A 15,761-nucleotide genomic window follows, 5' to 3' on the forward strand; every position below is an offset into this window, starting at 1 on the left:
CCGGTGATCGGCCGGGTCAGGACACGAACGGGCGTCGCGCCTCGATCACCGCGGCGTAGACCTCCGGCGCGAGCGCGGCGCCCTCGCACCGCACCGTCGCGGCGGGGATGACCAGCAGCCGGTTCAGCCGGACCTCGCTGGGCCGCCCGCGCGGGTCCCAGGCGCCGCTGCCGACGTCCATCCAGTACCGGCCGACGGACGCCTCCTGCGCGGCGTCGCGGTCGTGGTCCTTGCTGGTCATCACCAGGCAGCGCACCATCTCCTGCCCGTCGGCGGCCGTCTCCGTGCCGATCACCAGCACCGGCCGGTCCTTGCCCTGGCTCGGGTCGTCCTCGTAGGGCACCCACGCCCACACGACCTCGCCCGGGTCCGGCTCGCCGTCACGCTCGGGCGCGTAGGTGCCGTCGGGGGTGCTGGTCGGTCCGGTGCTGGTCGGTTCGGTCATCGTTCCTCCAGGAACTCGTCGAGCAGGCCGGGGGTGGCGGCCTGGGCGAGGGCGAGCGCGTCGTCCTCGGGGACGTCGAGGGCGCGGACCTGGCCGTCGCCGCCGGCCGTCGTGGCGGCGACCGTGACCAGCCCGGCACGGCGCTGGAACCAGGTGGCGCGCAGGTTCCACCCGATCACGTGCTCGTCGGCCAGCGCGGCGCGGCGGCGCAGCAGCGAGCCGGAACGGGCGACGACGTGCCCCGCGAGGTGCGCGTGCCCCAGGGAGCGGGCCCGGTCCGCGGCGAGCGCCAGCGCGACCAGCACGACGAGCGCGGCCAGCACGAGCAGCCCGGCCGGGGCGCCGGCGGCGACGGCGACCACGACGGCGGCCACGAGGGGCAGCGAGCCGATCAGGGCGCGGGTGAACCGGCGGGTGGTCGCGGCGCGGCCGTGGCTGCGCAACAGGCCGGACGCCGGCTCGGGCGCGCCGAGCACGGACGCCGCTGCCGCGACGACGGTGTCGCGCGGTGCCGGCGGGAGGAGCACGGTCGAGGCCTGCTGGCTGCCGGTGAGCCCGGTGACGATGGCGGTGAGCCGGCGCCCGCGGGCCAGGCGGAGCGCCGCGGGTTCGGCGATGCTGACGCCGGCGAGGCGGACGACGTCGATGCTGGTCTCGCGGTGGGTGAGCAGCCCGCGGGCCACGTGCCAGGTGGACTCCTGGCGGGTCAGCGTGAAGCCCCCGTTGAGCACGAGGTACCCGGCCACCGCGAGCGCCGCGACGAGGACGAGCGCGCCGGCGGCCAGGGCGGCACCGAGGGCCGGGGAGAAGAAGTCGAGGTCCTCCTCGTCGATCCGGAGCTCGACCGACTCGAGCAGGGGCGCGGCCGTGCCGAGCACGGCACCGGTCGCCACCAGCACCGCACTGCTGAACGGCGCGTACCAGAGCCACCGCGGGGAGAAGCGCGCCACGACCCGCTCGGGTACGACGTCCGTCGTACCTGCTGCGCCGTCGGGCCCGGGCTCGCCGGTGGCCACGGAGAGCAGCCGGCCGCGCAGGGCGGCGGCCTGCTCGCGGGGCAGGGCGTCGAGCAGCAGCCGGTCGTCCTCGCCGGTGGCGACGCTGCCCGTGCCGATGACCGTCGTGGCGAGGCCGAGCACCCGGTGGATCGGGGACGCGGTGAGGTCGACGGTGCGCACCCGGTCGACCGGGGTGGACAGGGTGTGGCGGTGCAGCAGGCCACGGCGCAGCTCGACGCGCGCCGGTGTCACGCGGTAGGTCGTGGTCAGGTAGCGCAGCACGCCGAAGCCGACCGGGAAGCCGACGCCGAGCAGCGCCCACGGGCCGGTGCCGGACGCCCCGCCGGCGACCAGCAGGCCGATGAGGACGGGCAGGAACTTCACCAGCTCGGTGATCGGGTGCACCAGCAGCATCCGCGGGTCGAGGCGCTGCCACGCCGGCTCGTCCGGTCCGGCCGGCGCGTCCGGTGCCGGGGCCCAGTCCTGCGGCGGCGGTGGTGGGGGCGGTGGAGGCGAGCCGGGCGGGGGAGTCCCGGTCGGGTCCGTGCTCACGTCGCGTCGCCCTCCACGAGGTCGGCCTTGCGGGTGAGCTCGTCGACGAGGGAGAGGGCGACGGCCTGGTCGAGGCCGTCGATCTGCAATGGCCCGGCGGCCGAGGCGGTGGTCACCGTGACCGTGGCGAGCCCGAACAGCCGCGCCAGCGGGCCCTGCGCGAAGTCGACGGTCTGCACCCGCGACATCGGCGCGATCCGCCGCTCGCGGGCCCACCAGCCGCGTTGCGTGTAGACCGCGGTCGGGGACACCTCCCAGCGGTGGACCTGGTAGCGCCACAGCGGCACGATCGTGGCCAGGCCGGCGCACACGAGGACGAGCAGGCCCACCAGGGCCCAGCGCAGCGCGCCGCCGGGCAGCCAGAACAGGGCGGCGACGACGCCGACCGCGATCGTGAAGGTGGCCTCGGCGGCCGCCTCGAGCTGCCACAGGGTGCGGGCCCGGGGACTCACCCGGTGGGCGGGATCACGCAGCTGGCTCACGGCGCCACCCTACGGAACAACCCCCACCGGCCAGGGCCGGTGGGGGTTGTCGACGTCTTCTTGCGCTTGGTGGCCGTTGCAAACGTCATCAAGCGCGGGAATCCCCGCTCAGCCGGGGATTCCTGCAGCCGTCACTTGATCTCGGCGACGACCTCACCGTTGCCGACGGTGGCGCCGACCTCGGCCGAGAGGCCGGTGATCGTGCCGGCTTTGTGGGCCTTGAGCGGCTGCTCCATCTTCATCGCCTCGATGACCACGACGACGTCGCCCTCGGCGACCTCCTGGCCCTCCTCGACGGCGACCTTGACGATGGTGCCCTGCATCGGCGAGGTGACGGAGTCACCGGACGCGGCGGCGCCGGCCTTCTTGCCACCGGCGCGCTTCGGCTTCTTGGCGCCGGCCACGGCACCGCCGCCGAGGCCCGCGAGGCCGGCCGGGAGGGCGACCTCGATGCGCTTGCCGCCGACCTCGACGACGACCTTCTGCTTCTCGCCGGCCTCCTCGGCCTCACCGACGTTGCCCTGGTAGGGCTCGATGGTGTTGTCGAAGTCAGTCTCGATCCACGTGGTGTAGACGTCGAAGGAGCCCTCGCCGGTCGGGTTGGACGACGCCACCCAGGCGGGGTCGTTGACGATGACCTCGTGGAAGGTGATCGCGGTCGGCATGCCGTCGACCTCGAACTCCGAGAGGGCGCGGCGCGAGCGCTCGATGGCCTGCGTGCGGTCCTTGCCGGTGACGATGAGCTTGGCGATGAGCGAGTCGAACGCGCCCGGGATGGTCTCGCCGTTCTCGTAGCCGCCGTCGACGCGGATGCCGGGGCCCTGCGGCGGGTTCCACGCGGTGAGCGTGCCCGGGGTGGGCATGAAGTTGTTGCCGCCGTCCTCGGCGTTGATGCGGAACTCGATGGAGTGGCCGCGGACTTCCGGGTCGTCGTACCCGAGCTCCTCGCCGGCCGCGATGCGGAACATCTCGCGCACCAGGTCGATGCCGGTGACCTCCTCGGAGACGCAGTGCTCGACCTGGAGGCGGGTGTTGACCTCGAGGAAGGAGATGGTGCCGTCGGCGGCCACGAGGAACTCGCAGGTGCCGGCGCCGACGTAGCCCGCCTCGCGCAGGATCGCCTTCGAGGACTCGTAGAGGCGCTGGTTCTGCTCGTCGGTCAGGAAGGGCGCGGGGGCCTCCTCGACCAGCTTCTGGTGGCGACGCTGCAGCGAGCAGTCGCGGGTGGAGACGACCACGACGTTGCCGTACTTGTCGGCCAGGCACTGGGTCTCGACGTGGCGCGGCTTGTCGAGGAACTTCTCGACGAGGCACTCGCCGCGACCGAAGGCGGCGACCGCCTCGCGCACGGCGGACTCGTAGAGCTCGGGGATCTCCTCGAGGGTGCGGGCGACCTTGAGGCCGCGACCGCCGCCGCCGAAGACCGCCTTGATGGCGACCGGCAGGCCGTGCTCCTCGGCGAACGCGACGACCTCGTCGGCGTCCTTGACCGGGTCCTTGAGGCCCGGGGCGAGCGGGGCGCCGGCGGCGAGCGCGATCTGCTTGGCCTTGGCCTTGTCGCCGAGGCCGTCGATCGCCTCGGGGGAGGGGCCGATCCAGGTCAGCCCGGCGTCGATGACGGCCTGGGCGAACTGGGCGTTCTCGGCGAGGAAGCCGTAGCCCGGGTGCACCGAGTCGGCGCCGGAGCGCTTGGCGACGTCGATGATCTTGTCGATCACGAGGTAGGAGTCGGCCGGGGTCGAGCCCTCGAGGGAGTAGGCCTCGTCGGCCAGCCGCACGAACAGGGCGTTGGCGTCGGGCTCGGCGTACACGGCGACGCTGCCGATGCCGGCGTCCTTCGCGGCACGGATGACCCGTACGGCGATCTCGCCACGGTTGGCGACGAGGACCTTCTGCAACGGCTTGGTCTCAGGCACGCTGAAATCTCCTGCTCGGGGGGCGTGACGACTGACGTCACGACTGGCGTAACAACTGTTGTGCGAACTGCCCGGGCAGTCTAGGGGCAGGGTCGTCCGCGGCCGGTCGCGGTCCGTCCAGAGAACAGCACCGGACCCGCCGTCGGGGCCGCCCGCGGTCGATCCCCGCGTCGCGCGCAGCCAGGGGCCCGCGGGAGTGTGGCGAAGGCCACGCCCCGGGTGGTCCCGGCCTGCCGTCGTACCGCCCCACCTTCGGGGGTTAACAAACGTTAACCTCGGGCCGTAGGATGGCCCGCATGACCCAGTTCGAGCTGTCGCGCGAGCACGAGGAGTTCCGGCGCACCGTCCGGGACTTCGCCGAGGCCACCATCAAGCCCCACGTCGCCGGGTGGGACAAGGCCCACCACTTCCCGACCGACGTCGTCCAGAAGATGGGCGACCTCGGGCTGTTCGGGCTCACCGCGCCCGAGGAGTACGGCGGCGCCGGGATCGACCCGGCCGACGGCCCGTTCACCTCGCTGTGCCTGGCCATCGAGGAGCTCGGCCGCGTCGACCAGTCGATGGGGATCACCCTCGAGGCCGGCGTCGGCCTGGGCATCAACCCGATCCTCACCTACGGCTCGGACGAGCAGAAGCAGCAGTGGCTGCCCGACCTCGTCTCCGGCCAGCGCCTCGCCGGCTTCGGCCTCACCGAGCCGGGCGCCGGCTCCGACGCGGGTGCCACCAAGACCCGCGCCGAGCTCGAGAACGGCGAGTGGATCGTCAACGGCGGCAAGCAGTTCATCACCAACTCCGGCTCCGACATCACCTCCGTGGTCACCGTGACCGCGCGCACCGGTGTCGCCGAGAACGGCCGCCCGGAGATCTCCGCGATCATGGTCCCGGCCGGCACGCCGGGCTTCGTCGCCGAGCCGGCCTACGACAAGCTCGGCTGGCACATCTCCGACACCCACCCGCTGACGTTCACCGACTGCCGGGTGCCCGAGGGCAACCTGCTCGGCGAGCGTGGTCGCGGCTACGCCCAGTTCCTGGCCACCCTCGACGACGGCCGCGTCGCCATCGCGGCGCTGGCCGTCGGCCTCATCCAGGCCTGCGTCGACGTGTGCGTGGAGTACTCCCTGGACCGCCAGACGATGGGCGGCCCGATCGGGCGCAAGCAGGGTGTGGCCTTCCAGGTCGCCGACCTCGAGGTCATGCTGCACGCCTCGCGGATGCTGACCTACCGCGCCGCGGCGATGAAGGACGCGATGCTCGGTGGCCGCGGCCCGTCGATGAAGGAGTTCAAGCAGGCCGCGTCGGTCGCCAAGCTCTACACCAGCGAGTCCGCGGTCACCGCGACCCGGATCGCCACGCAGGTCTTCGGCGGCTACGGCTTCATGGAGGAGTACCCCGTCGCCCGCTTCTACCGCGACGCCAAGATCCTCGAGATCGGCGAGGGCACCTCCGAGGTGCAGCGGATGCTCATCGCCCGCGGCCTCGGCCTGCCGGTCGAGTAACCCGCACCAGCCCCGCACCAGTCTCAGCCACGGCGGCGCCGCAGCCAGAGCAGGCCCACGACGGCCAGCCCGGTTGCGAGCGCCGCGACGGCCAGCCCCCGCCCGCCCAGCGGTACGACGGAGTCGTCGTCCGCTGCGGCGGGCGGTCGCGCGTCCGGCCCCTGCGGCGCCGGCTCCGGCAGCGTGCCGTCGACCAGGCGCGAGCCAGCCTCGGGGGCGGGCAGGGTGGACGGGGTGTAGGCGGGGACGCCGCCGCCAGGCTCGCCGGTGGTGCGCAGCGTGAGCGTCGCGGCCACCCGCACGCCGCGCAGCTGCGCACCTGCGGCATCGCCCGCGGCCCACCGGACCAGCACGTGGTGGACGCCCGCGAGCGAGGCGCTGGTGAGGGTGCTGTCGTAGGAGTCGCGGTGCGCGTAGGCCACGACCTGGGACTGCGCGCCGGTGCGGAGCCGGCCACCGCGGACGCCCGGCGTCCGCCAGTCGGCCGGCCGGTCGGCCGACCCCTCCGCGAGGGGCACCGCGCTGGTGCCGAGCAACGGCGTGACGACCTCGACGTTGATGCCGCCGGGGTCGGGCGCACCCGCCGGGAGCCGGGCGTCGAGCTGGGCCTGCAGCGACTGGTCCCAGCCCAGCGGCACGGCGAGCACGGCGGTGCGGCCGGGCCGCAGGACCAGCCGGTGGCTGCCGTCGGTGACGACGGGGGCGTTGGTCGGCGTGGTGCCCGCGGCGACGGGACGCGCCCGGCCCGGCTCGAGCGGCTCCCATTCCGGCGCCGCCGGAGCGGGGAGCAGGCCGAGGTTGTGCTCGGACACCGCCGGCTCCTCGAAGACCCGCACCTCCACCGCCCGGCCCGCGTCGGCCGGGTCGGGCGGGGGCGCCGACGGGGAGGAAGAGCTCGTCGGCCGTCGCGCAGGGGTGGTCGCCGACGTCGGTCCAGGTCGAGGTGGCGGCGAGCAGCACCGGGGCCCGCTCGCCGAGGGTCGGCCGGAACACGCCGCCACTGCCGCAGCCGCGGTCGCCCGGCGTCGTACCGACCTCGATGCGCAGGCCGGTCCCGACGGAGTCGCCGGCGCCGACGTACATCGCGGCCACGTGGAAGGTGCTGCCGGGCGCGGTCCGCGGCAGCCGGTAGGTGCGCACGCCGTGCGCGGGCAGGCGGTCGAGGTAGCGGCCGGTCGCCAGCTCCGGTGCGTCCGCAGCGTCGCGCGCCGGGCTGCCGCTCACGGCGGTCCCGGCCAGCGGCGGTCCGGGCTCGTCGGCGGCGGCCGGGGCGAGCAGGCCCGGCGCGAGCGCCAGTGCGACCGCGAGCGCGGTCAGCGCGCCCAGAGATCGGTCCACGAGTGCCCGAGCTCCCGGACCAGGTCGCGGAGCAGGGGGAGGCTGACGCCGACGACGTTGTGGTGGTCGCCCTCGATGCCGCGCACGAACGCGCCGCCGAGGCCGTCGACGGTGAACGCGCCGGCGACGTGCAGCGGCTCGCCGGTCGCGACGTAGGCCGCGACCTCGTCGTCGTCCACCTCGGCGAAGTGGACGGTGGTCGAGGCGGTCGCGGCGACCTCGCGGTCGGTGGCGACGTCGCGCAGGCAGTGGCCGCTGTGCAGCACGCCGGAGCGGCCGCGCATCGCCTGCCACCGTGCCGTGGCCTCCTCGGGAGTGCCGGGCTTGCCCAGCGGCTCGCCGTCGAGCTCCAGCACCGAGTCGCAGCCCAGCACCACGGCGTCGGCGGGCACCTCGCCACCACCGGCGACGGCGCGGCACTTCAGCTGCGCCAGCCGCAGCGCCAGCTCGGCCGGCGGCACGCCGGAGACCTGGGACTCGTCGACGCCGGAGACCACGACCTGCGGGTCCAGGCCCGCGCTGCGCAAGGTCGCCAGGCGGGCGGGGGAGGCGGAGGCGAGCACGAGGGTCGGCACGCGCCCACCCTAACGACGCCGCCGGTGCGTCCCGGCGGGGATCAGCCCCGCACGACCTCGAGGCCGAGCCACGCGGCCAGCGCGTCGACCTCGGCCTCCACGGCGTCGCCGACCTCCGGGTCCCACGGGAAGTCCTCGTGGACCGCGTGCACCCGCAGCACCCCCGCCTTGCGGTCGGCCTTCGCGTCGAGCTTCCCGACCAGCCGGTCGTCGTGCAGGATCGGCAGCGCGAAGTAGCCCCAGCGCCGCTTCGCCGCGGCCTTGTACATCTCCAGCACGTACTCGAACCCGAACAGGTCGAGCGCGCGGTCCCGGTCGCTGACCAGGCGGTCGAGGGGCGAGAGCAGGGCGCAGCGGCCCTCGAACGGCTCGTCCGCCGCGGCGAGCGCGTCGGGGTCAGCGCGCCACGCGCCGGCCACACCCGCGACCGTGACCTCCTCGCCGGCCCCGCCGGCGCCGACCTGCTCCCCGCCGCTGTCCTTCGACGACGCCCGGGCGATGCCGAGCGAGGCGAGGCGGCGCTGCTCCAGCGCGGCCCGCGCCTCGTCGGGCGGCGGGACCACGAGGTCGGCGGGGTAGACGCGCTCGGCGAGGTCGTAGACCCGCAGGCGGCCCCGCCGCCCGCTCACCGCGACGTCGCCGAGGACGGTGAGCAGCTCGAGCATCCGGTTGACGTTCTTGTCGTTGTTCCACCCGCTCGACGCCCACGGCACCTGGCAGGTGTCGGGGACCCCGGGCGCCGTCTGAGGGCCCTCGGCCGCGAGCCGGGCCACCACGTCGGCGCGGAAGCCGGCGTTGGCGGCCAGCCACTCGTGCACGCTCGGGTGGAGGTCGCCCGGCATCGTCGCGAGCAGGAGGCCGACGTCGTCGACCGGCCGCACCCAGGACCAGTGCTCGACCAGCGAGCGCTCGGCCTCGAGGGCGAACGTGAGGTCGGAGCGCTCGTAGTCGCCACCCAGCCGGGACCACAGCACGAGGTCGACGTTCGGCGCGACGGCCGCCGTCGGGTCGACCTGCAGGACGAACAGCTCGTCGACGGCCTGCGGCACGGACCGGCCGCGCCGGCCGTCGAGCAGCTGGGCGCGCAGCGCCATCCGCCGCGCGACCTCCGGCTCGAGGGTGGTCACGACCCGGTCAGATCCGGGCGAGCGCGGCCCGCAGCGGGTCGAGCCCGAGCGCGCCGAGGTCCAGCGCCGCGGTGTGGAAGGCCTTGAGGTCGAAGGAGCTGCCGTGCCGGGCCTGCGCCTCCGCCCGGGCGTCCAGCCAGATCCGCTCGCCGACCTTGTACGACGGCGCCTGGCCCGGCCAGCCGAGGTAGCGGTTCACCTCGAAGCGCAGCGACCCGTCGTCCATCCGCGAGTGCGCCCGCATGAACTCGAGGACGAGGTCGGCGTTCCACGTCTCGCCGGGACGCCACCCGAACGGGTTGTCGGCCGGCACGGTCAGGCCGAGGTGGACGCCGATGTCGACGATCACCCGCGCGGCCCGGAAGCCCTGCATGTCGAGGAACCCCAGCCGGTCGCCCGGGTCCTCGAAGTAGCCGAGCTCGTCCATCAGCCGCTCGGCGTACAGCGCCCAGCCCTCGCCGTGCCCGCTGACCCAGCACAGCAGCCGCTGCCAGCGGTTGAGCAGCTCGGCGCGGTGCACGACCTGCGCGCACTGCAGGTGGTGGCCCGGCACGCCCTCGTGGAAGACGGTCGTGGTCTCGCGCCACGTGGAGAAGCGCTCGTGGTCGTCGGTGAAGGAGAACCACATGGTGCCGGGGCGCGAGAAGTCCTCCGACGGCGGCGTGTACCACGCGCCGCCGTCGTTGACCGGCGCCACCTTGCACGCCAGGGTGCGGATCGGCTCGGCGATGTCGAAGTGGACGCCGTCGAACGCCGTCAGGATCTCGTCGGACTTCGCCTGCATCCACGCCTGGAAGGCCTCGCGGCTGCCGCAGTCGCGCGCCGGGTCGGCGTCGAGGGCCGCGACGGCATCGGCGACGGACCCGCCGCTGACGATGCGCTGCGCGGTGGCCGCCATGTCGGCCTCGATCCGCACGAGCTCCTCCCAGCCCCAGCGGTAGGTCTCCTCGAGGTCGATCTCCGCGCCGAGGAAGTAGCGCGACGCCAGCGAGTAGGCCTCGCGGCCGACGCCGTCGACCTCGCGGCCACGCGGCTGGAGCTCGGTCTCGACGAAGCGGCCGAAGTCGGCGTACGCCGCCGAGGCCTGCTCGGCCGCCCGGGTCAGCGAGTGGCGGACCGGCTCGGGGGCGTCGGCCACGACGCGCAGGAAGTAGTCGCCGGCGCCGCCCTCCTGGCCGGTCCAGCCGCGGACCAGGGTCACCACCTCGGCGTACTGACGGCGGGCGGAGACCCGCCCCGCCCCCGCCTCCTCGAGCAGGGTGGTGCGGTAGCCCTCCAGCGCCGCGGGGATCCCGGCCATCCGGCTGCCGATCGCGTCCCAGTCGTCGGCCGTCTCGGTCGGCATCAGGTCGAAGACCTCGCGCATCGCGTGCGCGGCGCTGCTGATCACGGAGAACTCGCTGCGCTCGACCCCGGCGTCGGCGCGGGCGACGATCAGCCCGACCCGCTCCAGGAAGGCGTCCTTCGCCACCTGCTCCCGCTCGTCGACCGGCTCGATCGCCTCGACCTCCGCCAGCGCCCGGCGGTGCAGCTCCTCGCGCGCGGCGTAGCCGTCGGGGGAGAGGTCGGGCAGCTCGCCGTCGTGGCCGGCGATGCCGCTGAAGGTCGCGGTGAGCGGGTCGAGGGCGGCGATGTCCTCGACGAATTGGTCGGTGCGGGCGTCCACGAGTCGCGTCATGGCCCTGACCCTAGGAGGTGGAACCGACGACCGCACCGCTATATCGCTCGGCCAGGACGCGCAGGTGCTCGACCAGCTCCGCCGGGCTCTCGACGGTGAAGTCGAGGCCGAGCATCCCGATCCACACCGCGACCACCTCCAGGCTGTCGCCGCCCGTCACGAGCAGGCACCGCCCGTCCGCTCGGGGTTCGACCACGCCGACGGCGGGGTTGATCCGGGCGAGCACCTCCCCGGACGGGGCGTCGATGACCAGCCGGGCGTGCACCGCCCAGCCGGTGCGCGCCACCTCCCGCACGACGAGGTCGGTGAGGTCGCCGGGCAGCGGGGCAGGCGAGAAGCTGCGGCCACCGGGCAGGCGCAGGGTCAGCCAGTCGACGCGGTACGGCGACCACGTGTCCGTCGCGGGGTCGCGACCGACCACGAACCACCGCCGCTGCCAGGCGACCAGCCGGTAGGGCTCGACCTCGACCCGGGCCTCGTCGGGCCCGTAGAAGGCCCGCAGGCCGCGGTGGTCGCGGATCGCGTCGGCGATCTCCGCGAGCACGCCGGCGTCGACCTCGGGGTCCTCGACGCTGGAGTCGGTGTTGACCGGACCGGCCTCGGTCGCGTCGCGCAGGGCGGTGACCCGCCGGCGCAGCCGGTCGGGCAGCACGTGCTCGAGCTTGGTGAGGGCGCGAGCACCGCTCTCCTCGAAGCCGGAGACGCCGGTGAGGGTGCGCAGCCCGACCGCGACCGCGACCGCCTCCTCGTCGTCGAGCAGCAGGGGCGGCAGCTTGGCGCCGGCCCCCAGCCGGTAGTGGCCGGCCCGGCCGCGGATGCCGTCGACCGGGTAGCCGAGCTCGCGCAGGCGCGCCACGTCGTTGCGCACGGTGCGCGCGGTGACGTCGAGCCGGGCGGCGAGCTCGGGGGCGGTCCACTCCACCCGCGACTGGAGCAGGCCGAGCAGGTCGAGGAGGCGTCCGGAAGTCGTGCGCACATCGTTGGTCTATCAGGAACGAACCGTTCCGCAATGGCTTCTACCGTCGGAGACAGGAAGCAGGACACCCCCGGAATCCCCCGGAACCAACCAGGAAGAGGCACCGCCATGACCGAGCAGATCACCCCCTTCAGCATCGACGTCCCGCAGGCCGACCTCGACGACCTCCGCGAGCGCCTGGCCCGCACCCGCTTCGCCCCGGAGGTGCCGGGCGACTCGTGGGAGTACGGCACCCCGGCGTCGTACCTGCGCTCGATGGTCGCGCAGTGGCAGGACTTCGACTGGCGTGCTGTCGAGGCGCGGATCAACGCCCGTCCCGGCTTCGTGACCGAGGTCGACGGGCAGCGGATCCACTTCCTGCACGTGCGCTCGCAGCACGAGGACGCCACGCCGCTGCTCCTCGCGCACAGCTACCCCGGCTCGCTGCTCGACTTCCTCGACATGATCGACCCGCTGGTCGACCCCGAGGCGCACGGCGGTCGCGCGGAGGACGCCTTCCACGTCGTGGTCCCGTCGATGCCGGGCTTCGGCTGGTCGACGCCGGTCGTCGACACCGGCTGGACGATGAAGCGGGTCGCCGCGGCGTACGACGTGCTGATGCGCCGCCTGGGCTACGACTCCTACGGCGTCCACGGCAGCGACGGCGGCGCGATGGTCGGCCGCGAGCTGGCGGTCGCGAACCCCGACGGCTTCCGCGGCGCGCACGTGCTGCAGCTCTTCTCCTTCCCCTCCGGTGACCCGGCCGAGTTCGAGGGCTTCGGCCCGAAGGAGTACGCCGCGCTCGAGCACATGCAGTGGTTCCAGTCCGTCGGCGGCTACAACCAGATGAACGGCACCCGGCCGCAGACGGTCGCCGCCGCGCTCGCGGACTCGCCGGTCGGCACGCTGGCCTACAGCGAGCTCTTCGAGAGCTTCGGCAACGGCACCAGCCTGGTCACCGCCGAGCAGGTGCTCGCCCAGGCGACGCTGTACTGGCTGACCAACACCTACGGCTCGGCCGCGCGCTACCACTACGAGGAGCAGCACGCCGGCGCCGAGCCCGTGGTCAGCGAGGGCCGGATCGGGGTCGCGGTGTTCAAGGACGACTTCCAGACGATCCGCAGCCTGGCCGAGCGGGACAACAAGGGCATCGAGCACTGGAGCGAGCACCCGCGCGGCGGCCACTACGCCGCGCTGGAGGTCCCGCACGACGTCGTCGCGGACCTGCGGGTGTTCTTCGCCTGAGGCGGGGCGCAGGTCCCACAAAGCAGCAGCGCCCGGCCGGGAGGCCGGGCGCTGCTGTCGTCGATCCGTGGAGCAGTGGATCCGTGGGTCCGTGCGTTCGGTCGCGGATGCTCAGCGCGGCAGGCCGCTGGAGCGCCACGCACCCCGCCCGTGGGGGAGGCCCCGACCCGGGGTGCTCCGCACCTGGCGGGCCGGGTGGGCCCACTCCGAGCGCGGCGGCTCCGGCGCGGGGGCGCCACCGCCGACGGCGGCGAGGACCGCGACGATCGCGGCCACCTCCTCCGGCGTGGTGTGCGGCGTGATGATGCGCAGCACCGGCTGGGCCGGCTCGGGAGCCGGCTGCTCCGCCTGCCCGGCCTGCCCGGCCTGCCCGGCCGTCTCCTGCTCGCTCACAGCGGGATGTTCCCGTGCTTCTTCGGCGGCAGCGTCTCGCGCTTGGTGCGCAGCAGGCGCAGCGCCTTGACGACCTCGGCGCGGGTCTCGTGCGGCTTGATCACGCCGTCCACGTAGCCGCGCTCGGCCGCGATGTAGGGGTTCGCGAGCGTGGTCTCGTACTCGTCGATCAGCTCGGCACGCTTCGCCTCGACGTCGCCGCCGGCCTTCTCGACCTCGGCTAGGGTGCGCCGGTGGATGATGTTCGCCGCGCCCTGCGAGCCCATCACCGCGATCTGGCCGGTGGGCCAGGACAGGTTGATGTCGGCACCGAGGTGCTTGGAGCCCATCACGTCGTACGCGCCGCCGTAGGCCTTGCGGGTGATGATCGTGACCAGCGGCACGGTCGCCTCGGCGTAGGCGTAGATCAGCTTCGCGCCGCGGCGGATGATGCCGAGGTGCTCCTGGTCGACGCCCGGCAGGAAGCCCGGGACGTCGACGAAGGTCAGCACCGGGATGTTGAACGCGTCGCAGAAGCGCACGAAGCGCGCCGCCTTCTCGGAGGCGTCGATGTCGAGGGTGCCGGCGAACTGCATCGGCTGGTTCGCGACGATGCCGACCGGGCGACCCTCGACGCGGCCGTAGCCGGTGATGATGTTCGGGGCGAACAGCGCCTGGACCTCGAGGAAGTCCGCGTCGTCGACGATCGTGGTGATCACGTCGTGCATGTCGTACGGCTGGTTCGGCGAGTCCGGGATGATCGTGTCCAGCGCGAGGTCCTCGGCCGTGGGCTCGAGGTCGACCGGCTCGTCGTACGACGGTGCCTCGTCCAGGTTGTTCTGCGGCAGGTAGGACAGCAGCGCCTTCACGTACTCGATGGCGTCCTCCTCGTCGGAGGCCATGTAGTGCGCGTTGCCGGACTTGGTGTTGTGGGCCCGGGCGCCGCCGAGCTCCTCCATGGTGACGTCCTCGCCGGTGACCGTCTTGATGACGTCCGGGCCGGTGATGAACATCGCCGAGGTCTGGTCGACCATCACCGTGAAGTCGGTGACGGCGGGGGAGTAGACGTGGCCGCCCGCGCAGTTGCCCATGATCATCGAGATCTGCGGGATGACGCCCGAGGCGTGCACGTTGCGGCGGAAGATCTCGCCGTACAGGCCGAGCGAGACGACGCCCTCCTGGATGCGGGCGCCGGCGCCCTCGTTGATGCCGATGATCGGGCAGCCGGACTTGATCGCCAGGTCCATGACCTTGGTGATCTTCTCGCCGTAGACCTCGCCGAGCGAGCCGCCGAAGACGGTGAAGTCCTGCGAGAACACGCAGACCTGGCGGCCGTCGATGGTGCCGTAGCCGGTGATGACGCCGTCGCCGTACGGACGGGTCTTCTCGAGGCCGAAGGCGGTCGAGCGGTGGCGGGCGAACTCGTCGAGCTCGACGAACGAGCCCTCGTCGAAGAGCAGCTCGATGCGCTCCCGGGCGGTCTTGCGACCCTTGGCGTGCTGCTTCTCCTGCGCCTTCGCGGCGGGAGCGTGCACGGCCTCGTCGGTCCGGCGGTCCAGGTCGGCGAGCTTGCCGGCCGTGGTGTGGATGTCGATCTCTGCCGGCTGCGGCTGGGCGGTCACAACGTTGCCTCCTCGTTCTACGGCGCCCCCGGGGTTTCCTCGCGGCGCCTGCTGCGACAGGGTAGTGCCCGTGACTCTCGGCTCGAACCAGCACCCAGAGCGTGGACCACTCGACGGCGACCGGCTGGAGGCTGCGTTCGCGCTGACGCCCGGCGCGACGCTCGAGCTGCTGCCCGAGGCCCCCTCGACCAACGAGGTCGCCGCGGATCGCGCCCGCGCCGGTGCGCCGGAGGGGCTGGTCGTCGTCGCCGACCACCAGGCCGCCGGACGCGGCCGGCTGGACCGGACGTGGCAGACGCCACCCGGCACCGCGGTCACCTTCTCCCTCGTGCTGCGGCCCACCGTGCCCCCGGCCTCGTGGCCGTGGCTGCCGCTGCTGGTCGGCCACAACGTCACCAAGGCGCTGGTCGCCCTCGGCCACGACGCGAAGGTGAAGTGGCCCAACGACGTGCTCCTCGGCGACGACCGCAAGGTCGCCGGGATCCTCGTCGAGCGGGTCGAGACGCCCGACGGCCCGGCCGCGATCATCGGGGTCGGGATCAACGTGACGATGACCACCGACGAGCTTCCGGTCGAGACCGCGACCAGCCTCGCCATCGCCGGTCCCGGCACGCCGGACCGCACCCGCGTCCTCGTCGAGGTGGTCAACGCCATCCGCGAGGGGTACGACGTGTGGCAGGCCGGCGGCGACCTCGGCACCTGCCGGCTGGCGACCTCCTACCGCTCGCACTGCGCGACCCTTGGCCGCGAGGTGCGTGTCGACCTCCCCGGCGGCGGCCAGCTGACCGGCACGGCCGTCGACATCGACCCCGACGGGCGGCTGGTCGTGGAGACCGCGTCCGGCACCGAGCGCGTCGGTGCCGGGGACGTCGTCCACGTCCGGGCGACCGGCTGACGGCACGGCGCTGGCGGCGCGGGTGGGCCGCGCCGAGCGCACGGGACGCCCACGAACCGCGGCGA

The 15,761-nt window shown here is 73.8% G+C and carries 14 protein-coding genes; 3 read left to right on the forward strand and 11 right to left on the reverse strand.

Annotated elements, in window-relative coordinates:
* Nucleotides 1–16: 16 nt before the first annotated feature.
* The 4 genes from NOCJ54_RS0101025 to NOCJ54_RS0101040 all read right to left on the reverse strand — a co-directional run bounded on the left by NOCJ54_RS0101025 (nucleotide 17) and on the right by NOCJ54_RS0101040 (nucleotide 4,393).
* Entirely contained in the window at nucleotides 17–445 is a 429-nt protein-coding gene (locus NOCJ54_RS0101025) for a type II toxin-antitoxin system PemK/MazF family toxin (protein WP_028653964.1), read from the reverse strand.
* Nucleotides 442–1,995 carry a PH domain-containing protein gene (locus NOCJ54_RS23235; RefSeq protein WP_157514752.1) on the reverse strand — a complete coding sequence of 518 codons (1,554 nt, stop codon included), beginning with the start codon at nucleotides 1,993–1,995 and terminating at the stop codon, nucleotides 442–444. Before NOCJ54_RS23235 ends, NOCJ54_RS0101025 begins: the two co-directional genes overlap by 4 nt.
* Entirely contained in the window at nucleotides 1,992–2,477 is a 486-nt protein-coding gene (locus NOCJ54_RS0101035) for a PH domain-containing protein (protein WP_028653965.1), read from the reverse strand. The genes NOCJ54_RS23235 and NOCJ54_RS0101035 overlap by 4 nt, the downstream gene beginning before the upstream one ends.
* 131 nt (nucleotides 2,478–2,608) lie before the next feature.
* Nucleotides 2,609–4,393, reverse strand: a complete 1,785-nt coding sequence (locus NOCJ54_RS0101040) for an acetyl/propionyl/methylcrotonyl-CoA carboxylase subunit alpha (RefSeq protein WP_028653966.1) — start codon at nucleotides 4,391–4,393, stop codon at nucleotides 2,609–2,611.
* 296 nt (nucleotides 4,394–4,689) lie between these two features.
* On the opposite strand from NOCJ54_RS0101040, the gene NOCJ54_RS0101045 reads away from it, so the two are divergent.
* Nucleotides 4,690–5,889, forward strand: coding sequence for an acyl-CoA dehydrogenase family protein (locus tag NOCJ54_RS0101045; RefSeq protein ID WP_036516331.1), 1,200 nt, complete (start codon nucleotides 4,690–4,692; stop codon nucleotides 5,887–5,889).
* Nucleotides 5,890–5,912: 23 nt separating this feature from the next.
* Here the strand turns inward: NOCJ54_RS0101045 and NOCJ54_RS30450 are convergent, their stop codons facing one another.
* The 5 genes from NOCJ54_RS30450 to NOCJ54_RS0101075 all read right to left on the reverse strand — a co-directional run bounded on the left by NOCJ54_RS30450 (nucleotide 5,913) and on the right by NOCJ54_RS0101075 (nucleotide 11,583).
* Nucleotides 5,913–6,701 (reverse strand): hypothetical protein, encoded by a 789-nt coding sequence (locus NOCJ54_RS30450; RefSeq protein ID WP_157514753.1) that lies wholly within the window; start codon nucleotides 6,699–6,701, stop codon nucleotides 5,913–5,915.
* Nucleotides 6,702–7,202: 501 nt separating this feature from the next.
* A complete protein-coding gene (locus NOCJ54_RS0101060) occupies nucleotides 7,203–7,802 on the reverse strand; it encodes a Maf family protein (protein ID WP_028653970.1) in 600 nt (199 codons plus the stop codon).
* A 41-nt stretch (nucleotides 7,803–7,843) separates the two neighbouring features.
* The gene (locus tag NOCJ54_RS0101065; RefSeq protein WP_028653971.1) at nucleotides 7,844–8,929 is read right to left on the reverse strand and encodes a DNA glycosylase AlkZ-like family protein; all 1,086 of its coding nucleotides are present in this window, start codon (nucleotides 8,927–8,929) and stop codon (nucleotides 7,844–7,846) included.
* Nucleotides 8,930–8,936: 7 nt separating this feature from the next.
* Nucleotides 8,937–10,607, reverse strand: a complete 1,671-nt coding sequence (locus tag NOCJ54_RS0101070) for a DUF885 domain-containing protein (protein ID WP_028653972.1) — start codon at nucleotides 10,605–10,607, stop codon at nucleotides 8,937–8,939.
* Between the two features lie 10 nt (nucleotides 10,608–10,617).
* Nucleotides 10,618–11,583 (reverse strand): helix-turn-helix transcriptional regulator, encoded by a 966-nt coding sequence (locus NOCJ54_RS0101075; RefSeq protein WP_028653973.1) that lies wholly within the window; start codon nucleotides 11,581–11,583, stop codon nucleotides 10,618–10,620.
* A 108-nt stretch (nucleotides 11,584–11,691) separates the two neighbouring features.
* On the opposite strand from NOCJ54_RS0101075, the gene NOCJ54_RS0101080 reads away from it, so the two are divergent.
* Entirely contained in the window at nucleotides 11,692–12,807 is a 1,116-nt protein-coding gene (locus tag NOCJ54_RS0101080; protein ID WP_028653974.1) for an epoxide hydrolase family protein, read from the forward strand.
* Nucleotides 12,808–12,918: 111 nt separating this feature from the next.
* Here NOCJ54_RS0101080 and NOCJ54_RS0101085 read toward each other — a convergent pair whose 3' ends face one another.
* Entirely contained in the window at nucleotides 12,919–13,200 is a 282-nt protein-coding gene (locus NOCJ54_RS0101085; RefSeq protein WP_084254844.1) for an acyl-CoA carboxylase epsilon subunit, read from the reverse strand.
* A complete protein-coding gene (locus NOCJ54_RS0101090) occupies nucleotides 13,197–14,801 on the reverse strand; it encodes an acyl-CoA carboxylase subunit beta (RefSeq protein ID WP_028653976.1) in 1,605 nt (534 codons plus the stop codon). The genes NOCJ54_RS0101085 and NOCJ54_RS0101090 overlap by 4 nt, the downstream gene beginning before the upstream one ends.
* A 70-nt stretch (nucleotides 14,802–14,871) precedes the next feature.
* Here NOCJ54_RS0101090 and NOCJ54_RS0101095 point away from each other — a divergent pair, with 70 nt between their 5' ends.
* On the forward strand, nucleotides 14,872–15,696 hold the full coding sequence (locus NOCJ54_RS0101095) for a biotin--[acetyl-CoA-carboxylase] ligase (protein WP_051485341.1): 825 nt from the start codon (nucleotides 14,872–14,874) through the stop codon (nucleotides 15,694–15,696).
* Nucleotides 15,697–15,761 lie beyond the last annotated feature (65 nt).

It is taken from the genome of Nocardioides sp. J54 (genome assembly GCF_000519005.1).
GTDB lineage: Bacteria > Actinomycetota > Actinomycetes > Propionibacteriales > Nocardioidaceae > Nocardioides.

Bases quoted from the DNA above. Each gene is read 5' to 3' on its own strand.
- NOCJ54_RS0101025 (WP_028653964.1), bottom strand. From the start codon at position 445: ATGACCGAACCGACCAGCACCGGACCGACCAGCACCCCCGACGGCACC.
- NOCJ54_RS0101045 (WP_036516331.1), top strand. From the start codon at position 4,690: ATGACCCAGTTCGAGCTGTCGCGCGAGCACGAGGAGTTCCGGCGCACC.
- NOCJ54_RS0101070 (WP_028653972.1), bottom strand. From the start codon at position 10,607: ATGACGCGACTCGTGGACGCCCGCACCGACCAATTCGTCGAGGACATC.
- NOCJ54_RS0101080 (WP_028653974.1), top strand. From the start codon at position 11,692: ATGACCGAGCAGATCACCCCCTTCAGCATCGACGTCCCGCAGGCCGAC.